The organism is Streptomyces sp. NPDC053432, assembly GCF_055585365.1.
In genome coordinates this window covers 1-24335 of sequence record NZ_JBVJKF010000013.1, presented here as the reverse complement: position 1 = coordinate 24335, position 24335 = coordinate 1, and the positions used below count along the sequence as shown (strand labels likewise).

The window sequence follows — 24335 nt, the reverse complement described above, 5'->3', positions numbered from 1 at the left end:
CCTGCGCTTCGTACATATCGCCGAAAGAGCCACCGCATGTCCGCTCAGCCTCCCGGTGCGCAACACGCCCACAAGGCCCTGTCCGCCGACGACCCCCACGAGATCGGCGGCTACCGCCTCCACGCCCGGCTGGGTTCCGGCGGCATGGGGGTGGTCTACCTCGCCCACACGCCGGGGGGCCGCCCGATCGCCCTGAAGGCGGTGCGCGCGGACTTCGCCGGAGACCCCGAGTTCCGCCGGCGCTTCGCCCAGGAGGTCGCGAGCGCCCGGCGCATCCACGGGCTGTTCACCGCACAGGTCGTCGACGCGGGGGTGGACGCCCCCACGCCGTGGCTGGCCACCGCCTACGTGTCCGGCCCGACGCTGCACGAGGTGGTGCGGCGGCACGGCCCGCTGCCGGTCCGCACGGTGCTGCTGCTGGTGGCGGGGATCGCCGAGGCGCTCCAGGCGATCCACCGGGCCGGCGTGGTCCACCGGGACCTCAAGCCCGCCAACGTCCTGATCGCCGAGGACGGTCCGCGCGTGATCGACTTCGGGATCGCGCGGGCGGCCGACGCCACGGCGCTGACCGGCGTCGGCCTGCGGATCGGCACCGCCGCGTTCATGGCGCCGGAGCAGGCGATGGGCCTGCAGGTCAACCCCGCGAGCGACGTCTTCGCCCTCGGCTCGCTGGCGGCGTTCGTGGCCGGGGGAGTGCCCCCCTTCGGCGCCGGAGCGGAGTCGGCCGCGCTGTACAAGGTGGTCCACGAGCAGCCCGACCTCGACAGGGTGCCGCACGGCCTGCGCGACCTCCTGACGTGGTGCCTGGCCAAGCGGCCCGAGGAGCGGCCCACGCCGGACGAGCTGATCTCGGCCGTACGGGCCCACCCCTCCGTGGGCCACCGGCTGGAGTTCACCGACGGCTGGCTCCCGCACCAGGTCAGCAACGAAATACCGGGGCCGGTCCAGCGGCCCGGCCCACTTCCCGGCGCGGTCCCCACGCCCACCCGCGACCGGATGACGCTCACGGCCCCCGCGGCCCGTGCGGCTCCTGCGGCTCCCGCGGCCCCGGCGGGCCCCCTCGCGCACCCCCCGACCGCCGTCCGGCCGGAGGCGCCGCCCGCCTCCCGCCGGGCCCGCCGGCGCGGACGCCGGCTGCCGGTCACGGCTCTGGCCGCGGTCTCCGTACTGGTGCTGGGCGGCGCCGCCACCGCCTGGTTCCTGGACGTCCCGCAGGAGCCGGAGACCGACGCCCCCTCGGCTTCCGCCGGTCACACCTCGCCGCCCGTCTCCTTGCCGGTCACCCCGCCGCCGTCCCCCTCGGCCCCGTCGTCGGCCGGTTTTAGGGCCGGCTACGCCGACGTCGAGCTGACCTCCCCCGAGCCCGGCTACGAATTCGACCTCGGGACGGGGAAGGTGGTCCCGGCCGAGACCGCCGCCTGGTACCTGGCGCGCACCCGGACCGAGTTCGTCGCCCCCGAGGACAGTGACGCCTTCATCGCGGCCGGGAACGAGCTGAGCCCCGCCGACTGCGTGAAGGGGGTCGACACGCAGCCGGTGACCACCATCGCGTTCAGCGCCCTGAGCGGCGGGCGGCCCTTCTGCGTCCGCAGCGCCGACCAGAAGGAGATCGCCGTCGTGCGCCTGGTCTCGGCCGCGCCGGGCGGCGGACCCGTCACGGTCGAAGTGAGCCATCACCGCAGGACGGGGTGACGTGACGGACCATGAGACCCGTTCCCCGGGGCCCGGGACAGCCGGGTAAGGTTCGGCGCATGGCCCGACGCACATCCATTCTCGAAGCGGCCGCCCGGGTGATTGCCAGGAGCGGCGTCCGTGGCCTGCGCGTGGAGGAAGTCGCCGCCGAGGCGGGCGTGTCCACCTCGCTGCTCTACTACCACTTCAAGGACCGCACCGGGCTCCTGCGGTCGACGCTCGAGTTCATCAACGACCGGGCGGAGCGCTACACCGCCGAACGCGGCGAGGGCGCCGAACCGCTCGGCCCCCGCGAGGAACTCGCCGAGACCCTCCTCCTGGAACTCCAGGACACCGCGGAGGTCCGCGAGAACAGCACCGCCTGGGGCGAACTGCGGGCGAGCGCCGTCTTCGACGAGGTGCTGCGCGAGGACCTGGCCCGGGCGACCCTGGTGTGGGTCCAGGAAGTGGCGGCCCTGCTGGGCCAGGTGGAACCGATGGCCCCGGCGGCGGCGCTGGCCGCGGCCGGCGAGCGGCTCACCGCCCTCCTGGAGGGCCTCAGCATGCGCTGGCTCAGCGGCGGGCTGCAGATCACCCACGCAAGGGCGCTGATGGAAGGCGCCATCGACGTCGAACTGGCCCGGCTGCGCCAGAAGTAGTCCCCTCGGAGGCGCCCCCCTCGGCGGCGCCGGGCCGCGGCCCCGTGCCTCCGTGTGCCCGTACGCGTCATGATCCGAGTGCGTTGCCTTCCGCACACCTCGCGTATTGACTGATTTTTCAGTCAGTGACAGCATCCCACCAGATGCGCGCCGCGGCCGTGGAGCCGCCGGGCCGCAGTCAATCCGCGTAGCCCCTGCCCCGTGACGGTCCCGCGGCGGCGGCCCCTGCCCAACCTTCCGGAGGAAGGCATGAACCCATGGCACTGACCCCCACCGAGCGTGACCGGCTCCTGCTGTTCACCGCTGCCCAGCTCGCCCGGTCCCGCCGTGCCCGGGGGCTGCGTCTGAACGTCCCCGAGGCGACCGCGCTGATCGCCGACACGGTCTGCGAAGCCGCCCGTGACGGCCTGCGCCTCGCCGACGCCATCGCCCGCGGCCGGGCTGTGCTCGGTCCGGAGGACGTGCTGCCCGGGGTCGTCGACGTGGTCACCGAGATCATGGTCGAGGCCGTCTTCGACGACGGCACGCGACTGGCCGTGATCAGCGCCCCGTTCGGGGACGTGCCCCGGGACCCCGCCGCTCCCGGCGCCGTGCTGCCGGGCTCGGACACCGTGGAAGGGCCCCGGCCCACGGCGACCCTCAGGGTGCGCAACACCGCCGCGGTGCCGGTGAGCGTGACCTCCCACTTCCACTTCTTCGAGGCCAACCCGCGCCTGGACTTCGACCGCGCCGCCGCCTACGGGATGCGGCTGGCCGTACCCGCGGGGTCCTCCGCCCGCTTCGATCCCGGCCGGTCCGCCGAGGTCGAACTGCTGCCGATCGGCGGCGACCGCGTCGCGATCGGTTTCGCCGGGCTGGTGGACGGCCCGCTGGACGCGCCCGGGGCCAAGGAGCTGGCGCTGCAGCGGGCCGCGGCCTGCGGCTACCTCGGCGCCGCCGCCCCCGGAACCACCGCCGGGCAGGCCGCCGGCACCGACAGCCCGGAAGGAACCCCCGCATGAGCCGCCAGACCCGTCACAGCGACCACTGCGCACCCGGCAGCCGCCACATCGACCCGCAGGAATACGCCACCGTGCACGGCCCCCGGGCCGGTGACCGGGTCCGCCTCGGTGACTCGGGCCTCGTGGTGCGCGTCGAGTCGGACGCGCAGAAGCCCGGCGACGAGTTCCTGGCCGGTTTCGGCAAGACCGCGCGCGACGGCATGCACCTGAAGGCCGCCGCCGTCCGCGAGACCTGCGACATGGTCATCAGCAACGTCCTGGTGATCGACGCGGTCCTCGGCATCCGCAAGGTCTCCATCGGCATCCGCGAGGGCCGGATCCACGCCATCGGCCGGGCCGGCAACCCCGACACCCTCGACGGCGTCGACGTCGTCGTCGGCACGGGGACGACGATGGTCTCCGGCGAAGGCCTGATCGCGACGGCGGGCGCGGTGGACACCCACGTCCACCTCCTCTCGCCGCGGATCATGGAGGCCTCGCTCGCCTCCGGCGTGACGACGATCATCGGCCAGGAGGTCGGGCCGGCCTGGGGCGTCGGCGTCAACTCCCCGTGGGCACTGCGGCACGGGTTCAGTGCCTTCGACGCCTGGCCCGTCAACATCGGTTTCCTGGCCCGGGGCTCCTCCTCCCACGAGGCGCCGATGATCGAGGCGCTCGCCGAGGGCGGTGCCTGCGGGTTCAAGGTCCACGAGGACATGGGGGCCCACACCCGGGCCCTGGACACCGCGCTGCGGGTGGCCGAGGAGCACGACGTACAGGTCGCCCTGCACAGCGACGGCCTGAACGAATGCCTTTCCGTCGAGGACACCCTGCGCGTGCTGGAAGGCCGTACGATCCACGCCTTCCACATCGAGGGCTGCGGCGGCGGGCACGTCCCGAACGTCCTGAAGATGGCGGGCGTGCCGAACGTCATCGGCTCCTCCACCAACCCCACCCTGCCCTTCGGCCGGGACGCGGTCGCCGAGCACTACGGCATGATCGTCTCCGTCCACGACCTCAAGCCGGACCTCCCCGGTGACGCCGCCATGGCCCGCGACCGGATCCGCGCGGGCACCATGGGCGCCGAAGGCGTGCTGCACGACCTGGGCGCGATCGGCATCACCTCCTCCGATGCCCAGGGCATGGGCCGGGCCGGTGAGACCGTACGCCGGACCTTCGCCATGGCCGCCAAGATGAAGGGCGAGCTCGGCCCCCTGGAGGGCGACGGCGAGGGCGACGACAACGCCCGCGTGCTGCGCTACATGGCCAAGCTGACCATCAACCCGGCCATCGCCCACGGCCTGGCCCACGAGATCGGCTCCATCGAGGTCGGCAAACTCGCCGACATCGTGCTCTGGCGCCCCCAGTTCTTCGGCGCCAAGCCGCAGCTGGTCCTCAAGTCGGGCTTCCCGGCCTACGGCGTCACCGGCGACCCCAACGCGGCCACGGACTGCTGCGAGCCCCTCGTGCTCGGCCCGCTGTTCGGGGGCCACGGAGCGGCCCCGGCGGACCTGTCGGTGGCCTTCGTCAGCCGCGCCGCGGCCGAGGCGGGCTCCCCCCGCAGCCCGTACGACGCGATGAGGACCCGCCGCCGCCGGGTCGCCGTGAAGGGCGCGCGGGGCATCGGCCCGGCTGACCTGGTCCACAACGCCCGCCTGGGCGAGGTCCAGGTGGACCCGCGCAGCGGGCTGGTCACGCTCGACGGCACCCCCCTGCGCTCGGAACCGGCCCAGGAAGTCCCCCTGAGCCGCCTGTACTTCCTGTGACCGGACGGTCCATGTCCTGGAGAAAGACCTGACAGGAATTTCAGAATCCTGTTGGATGTGCCGTCCTGGCTCTTGACTGAATTTTCAGTCGAGAGGAAGATTCCAACCACCGCGTACCAGCCTCTGGCTCGAATTGGCCCGGCGCCACACCGACTGCCGCTGCCCGGTACTTCTGGCGAAGAAAGAAGAGAGACACGAGATGACTGCCTTCCGTATGCCCGCCGAGTGGTCCGCCCACGACGGGTGCCTGATGGCCTGGCCCACCCGCGCGGACCTCTGGGGCAGCGTGCTGGACGACGTCAAGGAGGAGTACGCGAACGTCGCGCGCGCCATCTCCGAGTTCGAGCCGGTGACGATGGTCGCCCCGCCCGGCCACGGTGGCGACGCCCGCACCGCCTGCGGTCCCGACGTCACCGTCGTCGAGATGCCGCTGGACGACTCCTGGTTCCGTGACTCCGGCCCGCTCTTCGTGCTCGACGGCGACGGCCGGCGCGCGGGAGTCGACTTCCGGTTCAACGCCTGGGGCGGCAAGCACCACCCGTTCGACTCCGACGACCGGATCAGCGGCCTGCTCCTGGAGCACCTCGGGGTCGAGCGCATCCACTCCGACATGATCCTGGAGGGCGGCGCGATCACCGTCGACGGCGAGGGCACGCTGATCACCACGGAGCAGTGCCTGCTCCACCCCAACCGCAACCCCGACATGAGCCGGGACGAGATCGAAGCCGAGCTGAAGTCCCGCCTCGGGGTCGTCAAGGTCATCTGGCTTCCGTACGGCGGTCTGCTGGACACGGAGACCAACGGCCACGTCGACGGCGTCTGCGCCTTCGCGGCACCCGGCAAGGTGGTCCTCTCCCTGCCCGACGACCCCGCGCACCCCGACTACGCCCGGATGCGCGCGAACCGCGCGGTGCTGGAAGCCGGCACCGACGCCCACGGCCGCCGCCTGGAGATCGTCGAGGTCACCCAGTCGGCCTTCGCCGACCTCGCCGGCGGCGAGATCGAGGTGTCCTACCTCAACTACTACGTCGCCAACGACGGCGTCGTGGTCCCGGTGGCGGGCCTGCCCCAGGACGAGGAGGCCATGGCCGTGATCGCGTCGGCGTACCCGGGCCGCAAGGTCGTCGGGGTGCGGGCGCTCGCGATCGCCTTCGGCGGCGGCGGGATCCACTGCATCACCCAGCAGATCCCCTCGGCGCGCACCGAGGGCTGACCACCCCGGACCGACCGCTCCTGGACGGGCCGGCCCCGCGGCCCGTCAGCCACCCGCACCACGTACGGAAAGAGAGCGCGACGATGACCACACCCCCGCCCCGCACCGCCAGACGCACCGGCCGCCCCCTCGGCCGGCTCGCCGCGGCGACCGCGGTCATGGCGTCCTTCGCCCTGGTCGCGGCCTGCTCCGGCCCGCCCAAGAGCGGAGGGGGCCCCGTCACCGAGGTCACCCTGTCGAAGACCACGCCGACGGCGAAGGGCGAGATCGACTCCTTCACCTGGGCCGTCTACGCCGAGCCCCCCACGCTCGACTACACGGTGGCGTTCGACTACCCGCAGAACACGATCCTCTCGAACGTCTGCGAGAGCCTCATGCGGTGGACGCCGGGACTGACCCTGGAACCCGGGCTGGCCCAGAAGGCCAGCAACCCCGACCCCACCACCTGGGTCTACGACCTCCGCCCGAACGTGCGCTTCCACGACGGCGGCGTGATGAGCGCGGACGACGTGGTCCACAGCCTCGGCCGGCAGACGGACCCGGACAACGCGGCGGCCTGGGCCCAGAACTTCCAGAACGTCGACACCATCACCAAGACCGGCCCGCTCCAGGTCACCGTCAAGCTGAAGAAGCCCGACTCCCAGTTCAACCAGTACATGGCGACGGCCGCCGGCGTGGTCGCGTCCAAGGCAGGGATCGAGGCGGCGGGCAAGGACTACGGAACCACCGGCAGCCTCGCCTGCACCGGCCCCTTCAAACTCGGTGCGTGGAACAAGGGCCAGTCGATCGAGCTGGACCGCTTCGACGGCTACTGGGGCACCAGGGCCAAGTCCAGGAAGGCCGTCTTCCGGGTCCTGACCGACCCCTCCGCCCGTACCAACGCCATGCTCAGCGGCGAGGCCGACGGCGGATACCTGATCCCCACCGAGAGCTACGCCCGGCTGCGCGACAGCGGCGTGGGCAAGCTCTACTTCGGTGAGGGCCTGAGCACCGTCAACGTCAACATCACCAACATGCAGGGCCCGCTCGGCGACGTCCGCGTCCGTCGTGCCCTCTCCCTCGCCCTGGACCGGGCAGGATTCGTCAAGGCGGGTCTGGGCGGCGCCGGAACCGTCACCCACTCCCTCACGACCCGCGCGGCCTGGGCCGCGGCCCCCGAGAGCACCCTGAAGAACGCCCTCGACAGCCTGCCGCGCCCCGACCGCGACATCGAGCAGGCCAAAGCGCTCGTCAAGGAGGCCGGAGCCACCGGGAAGACCCTGACCGTGGCCACCAGCTCGATCGGGCAGGACGTCTCCCTGCTGGCCACCGCCGTCCAGGCGGCCGGCACCCAGATCGGCCTGGACATCCAGCTCAAGACGATCGCACCGAACGCGTTCACCGCGCTGTTCACCGATCCCGCGGCGCGCGAGGGCATAGACATGTTCCCGCTCACCTACTACGACTCGATCACCGACCCGCTCGACCTGCTGACGAACTTCAGGACCGGCGCGTACATGAACTTCGCCGGCTACAGCGACAAGCAGTACGACGCGCTCGTCGACCAGGCCGTGGCCACCTACGAGCCGGGACAGCGCCTGGAGATCGAGGCCAAGCTCCAGAAGCAGGCCGCCGAGCAGCTCCTGTGGATCCCGGTCGCGGAGTGGCCCACCGCGCTCTTCCTGGGCAAGAGGATCACCGGCGCCCCCACGACGATCTCCTACATGTACTACCCGTGGGCCGCCGACGTGGGTGCGGCCCAGTGAACTTCCTGAGATTCGCGGCGCGACGGCTGGGGGAGATGGCCGCCACCCTGTTCGCCGCCTCGTTCGTCGTCTTCGGCGCCATGTACCTGGCTCCGGGCAGCCCTGCGAGCTTCCTGCTCGCGGGCCGCTCGGCCTCCCCGGAGGCCCTGGAGGCGATCAACGCCCAGTACCACCTGAACGACCCGTTCCTCGTACGGTACGCACGCTGGCTCGGAGACGTCGTCCAGGGCGACTTCGGGCGGTCCATCACCTACCGCACCGACGTCTCCCGGCTCCTGTCCGACCGGCTGCCCAGCACCCTGATGCTGGTCGCGATGGCGCTGGTGGTCGTCGTGGTCGCCGGCCTGCTGCTCGGCTGGATCGGCTCCGTCAAGGGCGGCGCCACCGACTCCGCCATCCTCGTCACCACCACGTTCGCCGTGGGCACGCCCTCGTTCGTCGCCGCCGTGATGCTCCAGGGGCTGTTCGCCGTGAAGCTCGGCTGGTTCCCCAGCAGCGGCGCGGGCGACGGCTTCGGCGACATGCTCTGGCACCTGACCCTCCCGGCCCTCGCGCTCGCGCTGTACCTGATCGGCATGCTCGCCCGGGTCACCCGCTCCGCCATGCTCGAAGCCCTCGACAGCGAGCACGTCACCGTGGCGCGCAGCCGGGGGGTTCCCGAGCACCAGGTCATCCGCCGCCACGTGTTCCGCAACGCGCTGGGCACCGTCCTCACCACCGGCGGCCTCATCGTCTCCACCCTGCTGGTCTGCACGATCCTCGTGGAGACCGCCTTCAGCATCGGCGGGATCGGCCAGCTCCTGGAACTGTCCACCACCACCAAGGACTTCCCGACCGTCCAGGCCATATCCCTGATCATCGTCGCCCTGTTCATGATCGTGAATCTCATCGTCGACCTGGTACTGCCACTGGTCGACCCGCGGATCACCCTCGGATCGAGGAGGTCCTCCGCATGACCGCCGTCCTCACCCGCCGGCCCGGCCTCTCCCGGATCCGGGTGAGCGGTTCACCGCTCCACCTGGTCTGTCTGGCCCTCGTCGCCCTCGTCGTGGTGGCGGCGCTGCTCGCCCCCTGGCTGGTGCCGTACGACCCCAACGTCATCGACCTGGGCAACGCGCTCGCCGCCCCCTCCGCCGCGCACCCGCTCGGGGTGGACGCCGCCGGCCGCGACACCCTCTCCCGGCTGCTGCTGGGCGCCCGCACCTCCCTGCTGGGACCGCTCGGCGTGGTCGCCTTCTCCACCGTCGCCGGGGTGGCCGTCGGCATGGCGGCGGCCTGGAAAGGCGGCTGGCTCGACTCCCTGCTGTCCCGCAGCACGGAACTGGTCTTCGCCTTCCCCGGCATGCTGCTGGCCATCCTGATCATCTCGGTCCACGGCGAGGGGCTGACCGCACCGGTCATCGCGCTCGCCGTCGCCTACCTGCCCTACGTCAGCCGCCTCACCCGCTCCCTGGTCCAGGCCGAACGCGAGCGCCCCTACGTCAGCGCCTACCAGGTGCAGGGGCACTCCTCGCTGCAGATCTGCCTGCGCCACGTCCTGCCGAACATCGCCCCTGTCGTGCTCGCACAGTCCACGATCAACTTCGGATACGCGCTCATGGACCTCGCGGCGCTGTCCTTCCTCGGACTCGGCGTGCCCGCCCTCACCCCCGACTGGGGCCGGATGGTCTTCGACGGCCAGACCGCGATCCAGCTCGGCTACCCGCTCTCGGCGATCCTGCCCTGTGCCGTCATCGTGCTGACGGTGGTCGCCTTCAACGTGGCCGGAGAACGCTGGGCCGACCGCGTCGCCAGGAGGGACCGATGAACCCGAAGAGCCCGAAGAGCCCGGTGCGGCCGGCCGACCCGGCCGGACCGCAGTACGCCCTCGACGTCCGGGGGCTCCGGCTCAGCCTGCCCGGCACCGCCCGCCCCGTCCTCGACGGGGTCGACCTCACCGTCGCCGCCGGCGAGACGGTCGCCCTCGTCGGCGAGTCCGGCTCCGGCAAGAGCCTCACCTCCCGCAGCGCACTGCGCCTGCTGCCGCCGGGCGCCACGGTCGAGGGCGCCGTCCGCGTGGCCGGCCGGGACGTGCTCACCATGGACGACGGCGGGCTGCGGGAGCTGCGCACCGGCACCGCGGCCATGATCTTCCAGGACCCCCGGGCCGCCATCAACCCGCTGCGCCGCATCGGGGACTTCCTCACCGAGAGCGTGCTGCTGACCAAGACCATGAGCCGGGCCGACGCGGACGCCCGCGCCGCCGAACTCATCCAGGCGGTCGGACTGCACCCCTCCGTCCTGAAGAAGTACCCGGGCCAGGTGTCCGGCGGCATGCTGCAACGCGTCATGATCGCGGCCGCCCTGATGGGCGATCCCGTGCTCCTGCTCGCCGACGAGCCCACCACCGCCCTCGACGTCACCACCCAGGCCGAGGTCATCGCCCTCCTGGCCACCCTGCGCGAACGCTTCGGCACCGGCCTGCTCTTCGTCACCCACGACCTGGACCTCGCCGCGGCCATCAGCGACCGGGTCTGCGTCATGTACGCGGGGCGCATCGTCGAGAGCGGCCCGGCCGAAGTGCTGTTCGCGCGGCCCCGCCACCCCTACACGGCGGCCCTGCTCGCCTCCACGCCCCGGCCCGAGGCCCCGCGCGGCAGACTCACCGCCATCGAGGGCCGGCCCCCGGACCTGCGCCAGGCACTGCACGGCTGCCCCTTCGCCGCCCGGTGCCCCCTCGCCACCGAGGTGTGCGACACCCGGGTCCCCCAGCCGCAGCCCGCCCCCGGAACCCCCGGGCACCGGGCGGCGTGCCACCACAGCGACCGGCTCGAAGGGAGCGCCGTCGATGCCTGACAACGTGCTGGAAGTCTCGGGACTGCACCGCGCCTACGGGGACGTGCAAGCCGTGGACGACGTGTCGTTCACCCTGCGGGCGGGTGGCTCCCTCGGCATCGTGGGCGAATCCGGATCCGGCAAGACCACCACCGCCCGGATCGTCGTGGGTCTGGAGCGGGCCGACGCCGGCGAGGTCCTGGTGCACGGCCGCGACCGCACCGGACGCAGCCGAGGCCGGGCACAACGCCTCGCCCGGGCCCGCCAGGTGCAGATGGTCTTCCAGGACCCGTACCTCTCCCTCGACCCGCGCACCAGCGTCGGGGCCGTGCTCCGCGAAACCCTGCGACTGCACTTCCCCGGCCGGGACCACGCGGCGCGCATCCGTGAGCTGCTGGACCAGGTCGGACTCGGCACGCGTGCCGCCGACGCGCTGCCCCGCCGGCTCTCCGGCGGTCAGCGCCAGCGCGTCGCCATCGCCCGGGCGCTGGCCGTGGAACCGTCCGTCCTGGTCCTGGACGAGGCCGTCGCGGCCCTCGACGTGTCGGTGCAGGCGCAGATCCTCAACCTGCTCGCCGACATCCGGGAACAGACCTCGATCGGCTACCTGTTCATCACGCACGACCTGGGCGTGGTCCGCTGCGTCACGGACGACGTGATCGTCATGCGGCACGGCGCGATCGTGGAGTCGGGACCCACCGCCGAGGTGCTCGCGGCGCCGGAGCACCCCTACACCCGGCTGCTCCTGGAGTCGGTCCCCCGCCCCGGCTGGGACCCGAGCGGGATCGCGGCGGCCCGCAGGGCCCTGCGATGACCGGGGGCCCGGCCCGCCTCAGGCGCCCGCGGCGAGAGTGAAGATCAGCGTACGGAAGACGGACCCGGCGTCGACCTCGGCGTCGAGGGACTGGATGGCGGCCAGCCCGTCCACGGCGGCGGCCACCGCCTCGCCGAGGGGGCGGGGGTCGATGCCGCCGCGCTCGTCCGCCAGCACCTCGAAGAGGCGGACGAAGCAGGCCCGCCACCTCCGGTACTCCGCCTCCAGGCTCACCCGTACGCGATCGTCGTTCAGCGCGTGCCAGTGCAGCGCCGAATGGAGGTGCGACAGGTCCGGGCTCTCGCCCCGGGTCAGCAGCAGGACGACCCGTTCCGCGCGCTCGGCGAAGGTGCCCGGGGCGTCCACCGCCTCCTCCATGGGGGAGATCCACTCCGGCCGGATGTCGTCGATCACCGCCAGGACGAGGTCCGTACGGTCCGCGAAGTGGTAGTGGCACATGCCGTGCGACACCCCGCACAGGGCTGCCACGTTGCGCGTCGTGAAACGCGCGCTCATCTCGCCGCCCAGGAGCGTCCGCGCGGCCGCGATCAGCCGCGCGCGCGTCTGTTCCCCCTTGACCGAGACGCGGGTCCGTCCTGCCCGGCCGGGGACGGACACGGGAGTCTGCGGTTCCTTCGGAGGGGCTGCCATGGCGCAACTCTAACGAGTGACGGAGCGCCACCTGGGCGTTTCCCCGCACCCCGCGAGACCGGCCTCGTCATCGGGGCCGACCGGATGCGGGAAGTACTGCCAAGAATATTGACCGAGCGCTCGGTCAGGAATAGCTTTCCGGCCAACCGCGGTGATATCGCGGGGAGTTGACACAGGAGGCGTAGATGAACGATCACGTGGCAAAGAGGCCGCCGGCCGGCGGAGCCCTCGGTCGGCGCGGGTTCCTGACGGCGGCGGCCCTCGCCGGGGCCGGCGTCGCGCTGGGAACCTCCGAGGCGGCGGCGCGGGCGGTGTCCCGCATCGGCCGGGCCCCGGCGGCGGGGACCTTCGTGGTCCCGGCCGAGGACGTGCGCCACACCCGGACCTGGATGGCGTGGCCGGACAGCACCGCGATCTGGCGCGGCAAGCTCGGCGGCGTCCAGGGCAACATCGCGCTGATCGCGAAGACGATCGCGAAGTACGAGCCGGTCATCATGTGCGCCAACCCCGCGAGCGCCGCCACGGCGCGCTCGATGTGCGGTCCGGCGGTCACGGTGATCACGTCCATCGCGGTCGACGACTGCTGGATGCGCGACACCGGGCCCGTCTTCCGGCGCAACGGCGCCGGGGGCCTCGACGCGGTCGCCCTGAACTTCAACGGCTGGGGCAACCGTCAGACGCACTCCCGGGACGAGCTGGTGGCCGAGAGGATCGCCGCCTACGCGGGCGTGCCGATCACCTACGCCGACCTGGTGGGGGAGGGCGGCGCCATCGAGCAGGACGGCGCCGGCACCCTCATGGCGACCCGCAGCAGCATCATCAACCGCAACCGGAACCCCGGGATGACGCAGGCGCAGATCGAGGCCGCTATGTGCTCCGCGTACGGCGCGTCCAAGGTCATCTGGTTCGACGGGGTGGTCGGCCAGGACATCACCGACGACCACGTCGACGCCACCTCCCGGTTCCTCGCCCCGGGTCGCGCGGTGGTCCAGATGCCCCTGGCGACGGACACCGACGCCTACGCGAAGGACGCGCGCCAGCAGTACCAGATCCTGTCCACGTCCAAGACGGCGTCCGGCACCCCGATCACGGTCACCAAGCTCCAGGGGCCGGACTACTACAAGATCCGCTCGGCCGACCCGAACTTCGTGGCGGCCTACGCCAACTACTACGTGTGCAACGGCGCGGTGATCTCCTCCCAGTTCGGCGACACCGCCGCCGACGCCGCGGCCAGGGCCGCACTCGTCCAGCTCTTCCCGGGCCGGACCGTCGTCCAGCTGAACACCGACTACCTGGGCGCCGGAGGCGGCGGCATCCACTGCGTCACCCAGCAGCAGCCGGCCCCGTAAAGACCGCCGCACGCCCCAGGCATCCCGGAGCGGGTTGCCTTTCTCATCTCATGAGGAGTCCCATGGACACGCCAGGCACGTCCCGACGCAGGCTGCTCCGGTTCGGCGCGGCGGCCCTGCCGCTCGCGGCCCTCGGTTCCGCACTTCCCGCAGCCGCCCGGGCGGCCACGGCCCCCGTCGGATCCGCGATGCTGCGGATGCCCGACGAGGGCGAGCGCCATGTCCGCACCTTCATGGCCTGGCCGGCGCTCTCCTCGGTCTGGTCGACCAAGCTCACGCAGGTGCGCAGGAACATCGCCACCGTGGCCGACGCCATCTCCCGGTACGAGCCGGTCGTGGTGCTGGCCCGGCCGGGACAGGCCGCCGACGCCCGCTACGAGTGCGGAGCCGGCGCCTACCACAGCATCACGGTGATCGAGATACCCAACGACGACCTGTGGATCCGGGACTTCGGCCCCACCTTCGTGGTGGCACCGGGGGCGATCGCGGGTGTGGACACCAACTTCAACGGCTGGGGGAAGGCGGGGACGAAGTACGCCCAGCCCTTCGCCAACGACGCCGCGGCGGCCACGGCGCTCCTGGCCGAGTACGGCGTCAACCGGATCCGGGCGCCGTTCGTGGGCGAGGGCGGATCGCTGGAGACGGACGGCCAGGGAACGCTGCTGGCCACCGTCAGCTCGCTGGTCAACTCCAACCGCAACCCGGGCACGAGCCAGGCCCAGGTCGAGGAGGCGATGAAGTCGTCCCTCGGGATCGACAAGGTGATCTGGGTGCCGGGACTGGCCGGCCAGGACATCACCGACTGCCACATCGACTGCCTGGCACGGTTCATCGCGCCCGGCCGGGTCATGCTGGACAAGCCGGGCCCCCGTACCGACCCCAAGTGGGTCGCGGTCTACGAGGAGACCAAGCGGGCCCTGCAGAGCGCCACCGACGCCAAGGGGCGCCCGCTGGCCATCACCGAACTCCCCGGCCCGGACCGCGACCACATCCGCGTCGACGTCCGGAACGAACCGGAGTTCCTGTCCAGCTACACCAACTACTACACCGTCAACGGTGCCGTGCTGGCGCCCCACTTCGGCGACAGCGTCGCCGACGGGGTGGCGTACGACATCCTGCGGGCGGCCTACCCCGGCCGCGACGTCGTCCAGCTGAACATCGACGGCATCGCCAGTGGCGGCGGCGGCATCCACTGCAGCACCCAGTCGCAGCCGGTCGTGCCACCGGCGGTCTGATCGGCCACCGGTAGGGGGAACGGTTCGCCGGACCGGGCGCGTGCGGGCGCGCGGTCCGGTGGAGCCGTTCCTAACGCTTGCCCTCGGTGTCGAAGGTGTAGAACTTGCGGTGGTCGAGCATGTCGGCCGGCGTCACGTCGGTCCACGGGCTCATGACGCCGTGCAGGTCGACCACGTGGTCCGTCCGGGCGGCCGGCACGTACGCGGACTTCGGGTTCCGGGCCTGCCACTCCGCCCACAGCATGTCGATGAAGGCGTGGTGCAGCCAGAACACCGGGTCGTTGGGGGAGGCCGCGCTGGTCATCTGGCCGCCCACCCACACGTGGACCCGGTTGTGGATGTTGATCCCGCGCCAGCCCTCAAGGGCGTTGCGGAAGCCGCCCGAGGCGCTGTTGAAGGGCGCCACGTCGTACTCCGGTATGGAGAGCACGGAGTTGACCTCGGCCTTGGTCGGCAGCTGGGGCGTGCCCGCGCCGAGGTTGCGCCGCAGGTACTGGCGGGAGTCCACCCCGACGGTGATGGGCCACTTGCCGCCCGAGTAGGCGAACGGCCCGTCGAGGACCTGCCCGTCCCGGGCCCGGGTGGTGCCGCCCATGAAGTCCGCGGCCCACAGGGCGGAGGTGGGGGAGCGGTCCACGGTCCAGTCCCAGTAGGGGAGGGAGACCTTCGGGTCGACCCGCTGCAGGTGCAGTTCGAAGTCCAGCAGGAACCGGCGGTGCCAGGGCAGGAAGGAAGGGCCCCGGTGGGCGATCCGGTCGCCGAAGTCGTTGTCCTCCGTGAGGAACCAGTTGTGGACGTCGACGAACTGGTCGTAGATGCCGTTGCGCTTCAGCTCCAGCACCGCGTTGGTGAAGGCGCGCTTCTCGTCGGCGGTCAGCGCGGCCGTGCTCTTGCGGACGGTCACTTGATCGGTCCTGCCTTCTTCGGGTCGAAGGCGACCAGACCGGCACCTTGGAGTTCGCGGACGGCGGCTCGCGCGGCCGAGATGGGGTCGGGGAACGTCTCGTAGTGGTTGACGAGGGTGACCCACGTGTTGTCGGCGTTGCGCATCAGGTGCAGCTCTTTGCCGTCGATCTTGATCGTCGGCAGGCCGGGGGAGTGGTGGCCGCCCCCGTCGAAGCTGATCTGGATGCGGCGGCCTTCGAAGGTCTCGTCGATGGTGCCGGTGGGCATGGCCAGGGGCTTGCCGGAGGCGTCCGGCGCGCCGGAGGCGCCGGAGGCCGGTTTCGACCCCTTGGCCGAGGAGTCGCAGGCGGTGGTCAGACCGGCAGCGGTGACTGTGCCGGCGGCGATGGCCAGGGCGTGCCGACGGGTGATCATGTTCATGTCTTGAAGAAGTATCAGAAGGCCGCGAGTGGCCGATCAGTGCCCCTTGCATTCAGCACGATCCGGTGCACAACGTTCCGCATCCCGAGCCGGGTTGGGGCTACTGGAGCTGCGACAGGTCGACCGAGTCGGACGGGGCCGGAGCCTTGGCCGGAACGGTCTCGTCGAAATCGGAGAAGGTGGCCTCAAGCCGCTCGCCGGAGTCCTCGGTGCCCTTGACCCGCAGGAGGTACGGCTCGTCCTGCGTGGAGACCTGGTACGTGCCCGTCCGGCCGCTCTGCTTGCTCGTGACCGTGATGGCCGGCTGCCCGTCCACGGAGCTCCGCGGACCCTTGGTCAGCTGTTCGTTCACCGGCTTCGAGGAGAGTTCGCTCTTGAAGAAGTCCAGATCGCAGAAGTCGGCGAAGTCGCGCAGCAGCAGGCTGCCCGTGGTGCCGTGCAGATAGCGGCCGTTGATGAGCGCGATCGCGTCGTTCGCGGCGGCGGCGGGCACCTGGGAGCGCAGGAGGGCGTCGTCGAGCTTCAGCCACACGTCCTTGCCGCGTTTGATGATCTCGGCCGAGCCCACGTCGCCGGGCGGTGTGACCGTGCCGACGCAGTTGCCGTTCTCGTCGAACCGGAGGTCCAGCGAGGTGGTGCCCGACTTCTCGGTCACCTTGGCCGCCATGCGCATGGACGTGACCCCGGACATCGCCTTGCGCGCGGCGTCCGCGATGGCCTGGGCGCTCTGGTCGGCGATGCCGTTGTCATCGGCCCGGGCGGCCCCCGCGCCCGCCGTCGTAGCGGCGAAGACCACCAGGCAGACGGTGGCGGCGGCCCTGCGGCGGGCCGCGGCGGTCCGGGGTGCCAGGGCTGCGCGAGGTGCGGACATGGGACCTCACCTCCCTCTCACCCGATCAGCCTAGTTCCGTGCGGCGGCGGCCGCAGTCCGGGCGCCCGCCGCCGCGGCGGGGCCCGGTCAGGAGGCGGCCCGGGACGCGTAGGCGCGTACGTCGGCGTCCGGGTCGGAGGTGGCCGTGGCCAGGGCGGTACGGGCCCGGGGGACGGCGCGGTGGACGAGGAGCGAGAGCACCGCGGCCTTGCGGACGTCCGCGTTCGGGTCGGCCAGGGCCTGGGCGAGGGCGGGTACCGCCTCCGGGGGCGGCGCCGACCGGAGGGCGGCCGCCGCACCCGCCCGGACCTGCCACGCCGCGTCGTGGAGCGCGCCGGCCGCCCGTACGGCGTAGGGGGGCGGGCACCCGGTGTCCGCCAGCGCGCGCAGGGCCGCGCCCCGGACCAGCGGGTCGGGGTCGTCCAGCAGCGGGTCGAGGGGTGCCGGGGCCGGGGCGCGCACGGCCGCGAGCCCGCGGGCCACCGCGACCCGGACCTCGCGGGCCGGGTCCGCGGCGGCCACCGCCAGTTCCGCCACCGCCTCGACCGACACCAGGGCACGGACGGCCGTGGTGCGGACCTCGATGTCGGCGTCGGAGAGCGCGAGGGCGTACGTCCCGGCGTCGCCCAGCCGCAGTGCGCGCAGCACGTCGAGCGAGGCCGCCCGGACGGCCGGGTCGGCCACGTCCAGCGCCGCCCGCAGCCCGGCCCCGAGCTCCGGCCCGGCCGGGAGCACCTCGACGAGCTCGCGCAGTGCGGCCGCCGCGGCGGCCCTGACCCGGGGCGCGCCGTCCCGCAGGCGCTCGGCCAGCGCGGGCCCGGCGCCGGCCGGCACGGTCTCGCCGAGGGCCGCCACGGCCGCCGCCCGCACCGCGGGATCGGCGTCCTGCAGGTAGGGGCCGAACGCGTCCAGGTCGGGCGACTCCTCGGCGAGGGCGAGGAGGCGCAGCAGGGCGGGGCTCGGAGCGGAGGACTCCGCGGACGCCTCCTCCGGGCGTGCGGCAGGGCCGTCCCCGGCGGGCCGCGCCGCCGGGGCGGCGTCCCCCGGCCCGGCCGTGGCCACCGGCACCAGGGTGACCTCGCCCAGCAGCCGCTCCGGTCCCGGCTCCGGCGTGAACCCGGGCACCGGGACGGTGTACGGCTCCACGGGCCGCGCCGTGAACTCCATCGCCCCGGTGGGCGACTTGCGCAGGTCGAGGTGGTGCAGCCAGCCGGTGTCGTCGCGCTCCGGGTGGTCGAGGCGCTCGTGGTACAGCCCCCACCGGGACTCGGTGCGGGCCAGCGAGGCCCGGGCGGCCATCTCCGCGCAGTCCCGGATGAAGCCGACCTCGGCGCACCGCATCAGCTCGTGCGCCGTACGGGCCCCCATCCCGGCGATCTCCTGCGACATCCGGTCGAACGCCTCCACGGCGAGGGACAGCTTCGCCCCCGACTTGGGCGGCGCCACGTAGTCGTTGACGAACCGCCGCAGCTTGTACTCCACCTGCGGCTGGGGCGGCCCGTCCGGATTGCGCAGCGGCCGGTAGACGAGCTCGTGGGCCGCGGCCAGCTGGTCGCCGGGCAGCTCGCCCTCGTACGCCCGGTACCGGGCCGCGTCCTCACCGGCCAGGTCTCCGTAGACGAACGCGCCGATCATGTAGTTGTGCGGTACGCAGGCCAGGTCGCCGGCCGCGTACAGTCGGGGCACCGTCGTGCGGGCGTGCGCGTCGACCCGTACGCCCGAGGCCGAGTGGCCGCCGCACAGGCCGATCTCCGAGATGTGCATCTCGATGTCGTGGGTGCGGTAGTCGTGGCCGCGGCCCTCGTGGAAGGTGCCCCGGGTGGGCCGTTCGGTGGTGTGCAGGATCGATTCGACGGCGCTGACGGTCTCTTCGGGCAGATGGCTGAGCTTGAGGTACACCGGGGCCCGGTCGGAGGCGAGTTCGGCGGCGAACTCGGCCATCATCTGCCCCGACCAGTAGTCCGACTCCACGAACCGCTCGCCGTGCCGGTTCACCTGGTAGCCGCCGAACGGGTTGGCGACGTACGCGCAGGCCGGGCCGTTGTAGTCCTTGATCAGCGGATTGATCTGGAAGCACTCGATCCCGGTGAGCGCGGCCCCCGCGTGATAGGCCATCGCGTAGCCGTCGCCCGCGTTCGTCGGGTTCTCGTACGTGCCGTACAGGTAGCCGGACGCCGGCAGCCCCAGCCGCCCGCACGGCCCGGTGGCCAGGATCACCGCGCCCGCCCGGACGATCACGAACTCCCCGGTGCGGGTGTTGAACCCCGCGGCGCCGATGGCCCGCCCGTCCTGCGGGTGCGTGAGGACCCGCACCGGCATGACCCGGTTCTCGATGCGGATCAGCTCCCGCATCTCACGCCGCCTCAGCTGCCGGTAGAGGACCTTCTTGACGTCCTTGCCCTCCGGCATCGGCAGCACGTACGAACCGGACCGGTGCACCTGGCGGACCGCGTACTCGCCGTGCTCGTCCTTCTCGAACTTCACCCCGTACGACTCCAGGCGCTGCACCATCGCGAAGCCCCGCGTCGCAGTCTGCCGGACGGTGGACTGGTCGACGACGCCGTCGTTGGCGCGGGTGATCTCGGCGACGTAGTCGTCGGGTTCGGCCCGGCCCGGGACGACCGCGTTGTTGACCCCGTCCATGCCCATCGCGAGCGCGCCGGAGTGCCGTACGTGCGCCTTCTCCAGCAGCAGCACCCGCGCACCGCGTCCGGCCGCGGTCAGCGCGGCCATGGTGCCGGCCGTCCCGCCGCCGATCACGAGGACGTCGCAGGAGAGTTCGGTCGCGTCGGCGAGCGCCGGAACGGGAAGGGGAGTGTCCACCAGGGTCTCCACGGGAGGTGCCTTTCAGAGGGATTCGAGGATGCGTCGGCGCAGTTCGGCCGTCTCCGGGGCGTGCTGCGCGGCGCGTTCACGCGGACGCGGTACGTCCAGCACCCGGCCGGAGCCCAGCAGGGCGACCCGGTCGCCGAGGTGGAGGGCCTCGTCGACGTCGTGGGTGACGAAGACGACGGTCGCGCCCGTGCCGCGCAGGATGTCCACCAGCAGGTCCTGCATCCCGGCGCGGGTGTGCGCGTCGAGCGCACCGAAGGGTTCGTCCATCAGGACGGCACGGGGCCGCCCGGCCAGTGCCCGGGCCAGCTGGACGCGCTGCCGCTGCCCGCCCGACAGCTGGTGCGGCAGCTTGCCCGCGTGCCCGGCCAGACCCACCCGCTCCAGCCACTCGGCGGCCGACCGCCGCCGCTCGGCCCGGGGGACCCGGCGGATCGCCAGGGGCAGCTCCACGTTGGCCCTTACGGTGCGCCAGGGCAGCAGGGCGTCGTCCTGGAACACCAGCGCCCGGTCGGCGGCGGGCCCGGAGACCGGCCCGCCGTCCTGGGTGACCCGCCCGTCCAGCGGGGGGAGCAGGCCGGCGAGGGTGCGCAGCAGCGTGGACTTCCCGCAGCCGGACGGCCCGACCACGGCCAGCAGCTCCCCCGGCGCGATCCTCAGCGTGACCTCGCCCGGCAGGGCGACGCCGTCCGCGTGGCCCAGTCGTACGTCCTCCAGCGCGAGTGCCGCCCCGGTCTGCGGGGGAGCGTCGGCGGGCAGGACGGGGGAACTGCTCATGGAACCGGTTCCTTCCGGGGGACGGCCGTGGCGGCCGGGGCGGGCGCGGCGGCGGGCTCGGCGCCCGTGCTTACGGGGGTGCGCTTCGCGGCCGGCCGTGCGGCCGGGCGGGGGAGCCAGGCGGTGGCCCGGCGGCCCAGCAGCTCCACCGCGGTCGAGGTGAGCCAGCCCAGGGCGCCGATGGTGGCCATGCCGACGAAGACCCCCGGGTAGTCGAGGACGGTGTACGACTGCCAGGAGCGGTAGCCCACGCCGTACTCGCCCGAGATCATCTCCGCGGAGATCACGCAGATCCACGCGACGCCGATGCCCACCGAGAGGCCGCCGAAGACCCCCGGCAGGGCGCCGGGCAGCACCACCGAGAACAGCACCCGCAGCCGGCCGCCGCCCATGGTCAGCACGGCTTCCTCCCACACCGGGGTGAGGGCCCGGACCGCGTGCCGGGTCGACACCACCACCGGGAAGAAGGCGGCGGTGAAGGTGATGAACACGATGCCCTGCTCGTTCGTCGGCAGGAGCAGGATGGCGACTGGGACCAGGGCGATGGCCGGCACCGGCCGCGCCACCTCCACCAGCGGCCCCAGCAGGTCGGCGGCCCAACGGGACCGGGCGATCGCCGTGCCGACCGCCACACCCAGCACCGCGGCCAGCGCGAAACCCACCAGGATCCGCCGCAGGCTGTGGCCCAGGTCCTGCCAGTACGGGCCGGTGCCGAGCCGGTCGGCGAAGGCGGAGGACACCTCGCCGACCGTCGGGAACTGCTCGAACCGCAGCCACAGGTTGACGTCCAGGGAGGTCAGCAGCTGCCACAGCCCGAGGGCCGCGGCCAGCGAGGCCACCCGGATCAGCCAGCGGCCCCCGCTCATGAGGCGAGGCCCACGGCGTCCGTGTAAGCGATGACCCGCGCCCCGGCGTGACCGTTGACGTACCGCTTCGCGCTGGCCGGGGTGACGAAGGCCCGCAGCTCGGCGCCGTCGGCCACCCACACCGACCTGTCGGCGTACCAGAGGGTGCCCGTCAGGGCGTCCGGGACGTACGCGGCCCGCACGTCGGCGCCCTTGGCGGCCTTCAGCAGCTCCTTGGGGCTGTCGAAGGAGACCGTGGAGTTCTGACCCTTCAGCCACAGCTCCGCCTTGGCCGCGGCGGCCTGCGGGTAGGACGGGGCCTGCGTGGCCCGCTTCAGCGGCGCCGGATCGACGAAGGCGTCCACGTCCACGTCGCCCACCAGACCGGCCGCCTTGAGCACGGGGACGTCCTCCTTCAGCGCGGCGACCAGCTCCGGGCGGAGCTCCGGGTCGAAGGTGGCGATGCCGTTCGCTCCGTTGTAGAGGTAGACCACCTCGGCCGGCAGCCCGGTCTCCTTCGCGACCGACTCGGCCGCCGCCACCGGGCTCGTCCGCAGGTAGTCGGTCGCCCGGCGCTGCGCCTTCAGGAAGTCGTCGAGCACGCCCGGCCTCTCGCCGGCGAACTTCTGCCGGACGGTGACCCCGTGGAAGGTCGGGAGGTTCAGCTCGGCCCCGTCGTACAGGGCCTTCGCCCGGCCCTCGAAGGCCAGCTGGCCGGGCCAGGCCACGAACTGCGACAGCGCGTCCGCACTGCCCGCCTGCAGGGCCGAAGCCCCCACGCTGGGCTGCTGGTTGAGCTTCTGGATGCCCTTCTCCGGGTCGATCCCGGCGCGCTGCAGGGCCCGGATGAGGGTCCCGTCGGCGGCCGAGCCGACGCTCGTGGACACCTTCTTGCCGCTCAGGTCGGCCAGCGACTCCAGCTTCGAGTCCGGCGCGGTCACCACCGTGTTCAGACCACCGCGCAGGTTGTAGCCGGTGACCGCGACCAGCGCGGTCGGCTGCTTCAGTTCCTTGCCCTTGGCGGCGTTGAGCAGCAGCGGGAAGTCACCCATCGAACCGATGTCGACCTTGCCCGCGGTCATCTGCGCGGTGATGGGAGCGCCGGTCGCATAGTCCTGCCAGTCGACCTTGTACGTCACCCCCTCCTGCTTGCCGCGCGCCGCCAGCTCCTCCTCGAAGTAGCCGAGGGAGCGCAGCAGGGTGCCGGCCGTGACGGTGTTGATGGTCTTGGACTGGTAGCCGACGGTCACCGTGACCGTCTTCGGCGAGCCGCCCGCCGTCCTTGCGGCACCGCCGCAGGCGGTGGCCAGGGGCAGGAGAAGGGCGACCGGTACGGCGGGGAAGAGGATTCTGCGACGCATGGGGGAGGGGGCCTTTCACCGGAGCAGGTAGGGCATGTTGACGGTCACGGCACCGGTGGGACAGCGGGCCGCGCACGGGCCGCAGTACCAGCACTCGTCCACGTGCATGTACGCCTTGCCGTTGTCCTCGCGGATCGCGAGCGAGTCGAGGGGACACATGTCGACGCAGAGCGTGCAGCCGTCGATGCACTTGGACTCGTCGATGGTCACGGGCACGTCGGCGCGCTGGGGAACCAGGGGCATGGCTGTCTCCAAGGGCCCGGAAGGGCGGGGAACAGGAGGATGGGGGAGTGTTCAGAGCGAGCGGCGCAGCACGCCGCTCATGGTGATGCGGTCGCCGCGGAACCGGATGAACTCCAGGTCCACCGGCCGCCCGTCGGGCAGACGGGTCAGCCGCTCCAGCATCAGGACGGCAGCACCGCGCGGCGCCTGGAGGACGGCGGCGGAGTGCGCGTCGGCGTTGACGGCCTCGAGGGTGATCTCTGCGTGGCCCAGCGGGCTGCCGGTCAGAGACTCCAGGAGCCGGAACACGTCCGTGTTCTCGAGGTCGCAGCCGAGGAGTTCACCGCCCAGGTCCATGGGCAGGTAGGACAGGTCGAGGGAGAGCGGCAGCCCGTTCAGGCGGCGGAGCCGCTCGATGCAGAGGACGTCGCTGTACTCGGGCAGTTCCAGCCGGTGCGCCACGGGGCCCGGTGCGGTCACCGGTCCCACGGTGCGCACCTCGTTGGTGACGCGGCCGTGCTCGTGCAGGGTCTCGGCCAGGCCCTGGAGGCGGTCCAGGCCGTGCGGGTACTTCTCGCAGACCACCACCGTGCCGACCCCAGGCTGGCGGTCGACGAGCTGCTCGCCGCGCAGCAGGTCCAGGGCCTGGCGGACGGTGTTGCGGCTGGCCCGGTAGTCGGCGGCGAGGGCGTCCTCCAGGGGGAGGACACCGCCGGGGAAGCCGCCCGCCAGGATCTGGTGGCGCAGCAGGTCGGCGAGCTGCCGGGCCTGGTCCGCTCGCAGCCGGCGACGGCGCGCGGCGGCCACCGGGCGGGCGGCGGGGGCGGGTTCGGCGGGCATGGAACGAACGTACCGGCCCGGTGCCACCCGTGGTGTTGCCGCAGTATTGCGCCACCTGATGACCCGTTCGCACAGCTCTGACCTGCGGATTCGTAGGTGATGGGGCAAGATCCGCCACCACTGTGACCACCAGGTGGACCACGTGACGGCCAGGATGCGAACACGGCCGCGCCACGGCGAAAACAGCACCGGCTCCGCCGGAGGCGATGCCTCCGTGGAGCCGGTACTGGTGTGGGACGAGCAGGTGTGGAAGGGGATTTCAGCCCTTGACCAGGAGGCCGCGGCTGCGCAGGACCCAGCGTTCGGCGGGGCTGAAGATGAGCAGGTCGATGGCGATGCCGACGACGAGGATGAGGATGATGGC

22 protein-coding genes and 1 pseudogene are annotated in these 24335 nt (G+C 72.5%); 12 read left to right on the top strand and 11 right to left on the bottom strand.

Annotation, left to right across the window (positions count from 1 at the left end):
• The first annotated feature begins 36 nt into the window (after positions 1-36).
• The 10 genes from ACZ6Y1_RS21890 (at position 37) to ACZ6Y1_RS21845 (ending at position 11662) form a co-directional block, all read left to right on the top strand.
• Positions 37-1692 carry a serine/threonine-protein kinase gene (locus ACZ6Y1_RS21890; RefSeq protein WP_469632128.1) on the top strand — a complete coding sequence of 552 codons (1656 nt, stop codon included), beginning with the start codon at positions 37-39 and terminating at the stop codon, positions 1690-1692.
• Positions 1693-1751: 59 nt separating this feature from the next.
• Positions 1752-2330: a TetR/AcrR family transcriptional regulator gene (locus tag ACZ6Y1_RS21885; protein WP_469632126.1), complete on the top strand. Its 579-nt coding sequence runs from the start codon at positions 1752-1754 to the stop codon at positions 2328-2330.
• 257 nt (positions 2331-2587) lie between these two features.
• On the top strand, positions 2588-3331 hold the full coding sequence (gene ureA / locus ACZ6Y1_RS21880) for an urease subunit gamma (protein WP_469632124.1): 744 nt from the start codon (positions 2588-2590) through the stop codon (positions 3329-3331).
• A complete protein-coding gene (locus ACZ6Y1_RS21875; RefSeq protein WP_469632121.1) occupies positions 3328-5076 on the top strand; it encodes an urease subunit alpha in 1749 nt (582 codons plus the stop codon). Before ureA ends, ACZ6Y1_RS21875 begins: the two co-directional genes overlap by 4 nt.
• A 199-nt stretch (positions 5077-5275) precedes the next feature.
• On the top strand, positions 5276-6289 hold the full coding sequence (locus ACZ6Y1_RS21870; protein ID WP_469632118.1) for an agmatine deiminase family protein: 1014 nt from the start codon (positions 5276-5278) through the stop codon (positions 6287-6289).
• Positions 6290-6372: 83 nt separating this feature from the next.
• Positions 6373-8034, top strand: a complete 1662-nt coding sequence (locus tag ACZ6Y1_RS21865; protein WP_469632115.1) for an ABC transporter substrate-binding protein — start codon at positions 6373-6375, stop codon at positions 8032-8034.
• A complete protein-coding gene (locus ACZ6Y1_RS21860; protein WP_469632111.1) occupies positions 8031-8990 on the top strand; it encodes an ABC transporter permease in 960 nt (319 codons plus the stop codon). Before ACZ6Y1_RS21865 ends, ACZ6Y1_RS21860 begins: the two co-directional genes overlap by 4 nt.
• Entirely contained in the window at positions 8987-9841 is an 855-nt protein-coding gene (locus ACZ6Y1_RS21855; protein ID WP_469632107.1) for an ABC transporter permease, read from the top strand. Before ACZ6Y1_RS21860 ends, ACZ6Y1_RS21855 begins: the two co-directional genes overlap by 4 nt.
• On the top strand, positions 9838-10869 hold the full coding sequence (locus ACZ6Y1_RS21850; RefSeq protein ID WP_469632103.1) for an ABC transporter ATP-binding protein: 1032 nt from the start codon (positions 9838-9840) through the stop codon (positions 10867-10869). The genes ACZ6Y1_RS21855 and ACZ6Y1_RS21850 overlap by 4 nt, the downstream gene beginning before the upstream one ends.
• Complete coding sequence (locus ACZ6Y1_RS21845; protein WP_469632101.1) at positions 10862-11662, top strand: ABC transporter ATP-binding protein; 801 nt, start codon at positions 10862-10864, stop codon at positions 11660-11662. Before ACZ6Y1_RS21850 ends, ACZ6Y1_RS21845 begins: the two co-directional genes overlap by 8 nt.
• Before the next feature lie 18 nt (positions 11663-11680).
• On the opposite strand, the gene ACZ6Y1_RS21840 is transcribed toward ACZ6Y1_RS21845, so the two are convergent.
• Positions 11681-12313 (bottom strand): TetR/AcrR family transcriptional regulator, encoded by a 633-nt coding sequence (locus tag ACZ6Y1_RS21840; protein WP_469632099.1) that lies wholly within the window; start codon positions 12311-12313, stop codon positions 11681-11683.
• A gap of 185 nt (positions 12314-12498) precedes the next feature.
• On the opposite strand from ACZ6Y1_RS21840, the gene ACZ6Y1_RS21835 reads away from it, so the two are divergent.
• Both ACZ6Y1_RS21835 and ACZ6Y1_RS21830 read left to right on the top strand, forming a co-directional pair.
• Positions 12499-13662: an agmatine deiminase family protein gene (locus tag ACZ6Y1_RS21835; protein WP_469632096.1), complete on the top strand. Its 1164-nt coding sequence runs from the start codon at positions 12499-12501 to the stop codon at positions 13660-13662.
• A gap of 62 nt (positions 13663-13724) precedes the next feature.
• Entirely contained in the window at positions 13725-14897 is a 1173-nt protein-coding gene (locus ACZ6Y1_RS21830; RefSeq protein ID WP_469632094.1) for an agmatine deiminase family protein, read from the top strand.
• Positions 14898-14967: 70 nt separating this feature from the next.
• On the opposite strand, the gene melC2 is transcribed toward ACZ6Y1_RS21830, so the two are convergent.
• The 10 genes and pseudogenes from melC2 to ACZ6Y1_RS21780 form a co-directional block, all read right to left on the bottom strand.
• Complete coding sequence (gene melC2 / locus ACZ6Y1_RS21825) at positions 14968-15801, bottom strand: tyrosinase MelC2 (RefSeq protein ID WP_469632091.1); 834 nt, start codon at positions 15799-15801, stop codon at positions 14968-14970.
• Complete coding sequence (melC1, locus tag ACZ6Y1_RS21820) at positions 15798-16223, bottom strand: apotyrosinase chaperone MelC1 (protein WP_469632089.1); 426 nt, start codon at positions 16221-16223, stop codon at positions 15798-15800. Before melC1 ends, melC2 begins: the two co-directional genes overlap by 4 nt.
• 100 nt (positions 16224-16323) lie before the next feature.
• The gene (locus ACZ6Y1_RS21815; protein WP_469632086.1) at positions 16324-17094 is read right to left on the bottom strand and encodes a hypothetical protein; all 771 of its coding nucleotides are present in this window, start codon (positions 17092-17094) and stop codon (positions 16324-16326) included.
• An 87-nt stretch (positions 17095-17181) separates the two neighbouring features.
• Positions 17182-19917, bottom strand: coding sequence for a fumarate reductase/succinate dehydrogenase flavoprotein subunit (locus ACZ6Y1_RS21810; protein ID WP_469632083.1), 2736 nt, complete (start codon positions 19915-19917; stop codon positions 17182-17184).
• A 24-nt stretch (positions 19918-19941) separates the two neighbouring features.
• Positions 19942-20703 (bottom strand): ABC transporter ATP-binding protein, encoded by a 762-nt coding sequence (locus tag ACZ6Y1_RS21805; RefSeq protein WP_469632080.1) that lies wholly within the window; start codon positions 20701-20703, stop codon positions 19942-19944.
• Positions 20700-21569, bottom strand: coding sequence for an ABC transporter permease (locus tag ACZ6Y1_RS21800; protein ID WP_469632077.1), 870 nt, complete (start codon positions 21567-21569; stop codon positions 20700-20702). The genes ACZ6Y1_RS21805 and ACZ6Y1_RS21800 overlap by 4 nt, the downstream gene beginning before the upstream one ends.
• A complete protein-coding gene (locus ACZ6Y1_RS21795; RefSeq protein ID WP_469632074.1) occupies positions 21566-22909 on the bottom strand; it encodes an ABC transporter substrate-binding protein in 1344 nt (447 codons plus the stop codon). The genes ACZ6Y1_RS21800 and ACZ6Y1_RS21795 overlap by 4 nt, the downstream gene beginning before the upstream one ends.
• A 15-nt stretch (positions 22910-22924) precedes the next feature.
• Positions 22925-23152 carry a 4Fe-4S dicluster domain-containing protein gene (locus tag ACZ6Y1_RS21790; protein WP_125741086.1) on the bottom strand — a complete coding sequence of 76 codons (228 nt, stop codon included), beginning with the start codon at positions 23150-23152 and terminating at the stop codon, positions 22925-22927.
• Positions 23153-23203: 51 nt separating this feature from the next.
• A complete protein-coding gene (locus ACZ6Y1_RS21785; RefSeq protein WP_469632072.1) occupies positions 23204-23971 on the bottom strand; it encodes a GntR family transcriptional regulator in 768 nt (255 codons plus the stop codon).
• A 259-nt stretch (positions 23972-24230) separates the two neighbouring features.
• Positions 24231-24335 (bottom strand): annotated as a pseudogene (locus ACZ6Y1_RS21780) (ABC transporter permease); the annotation flags it as partial.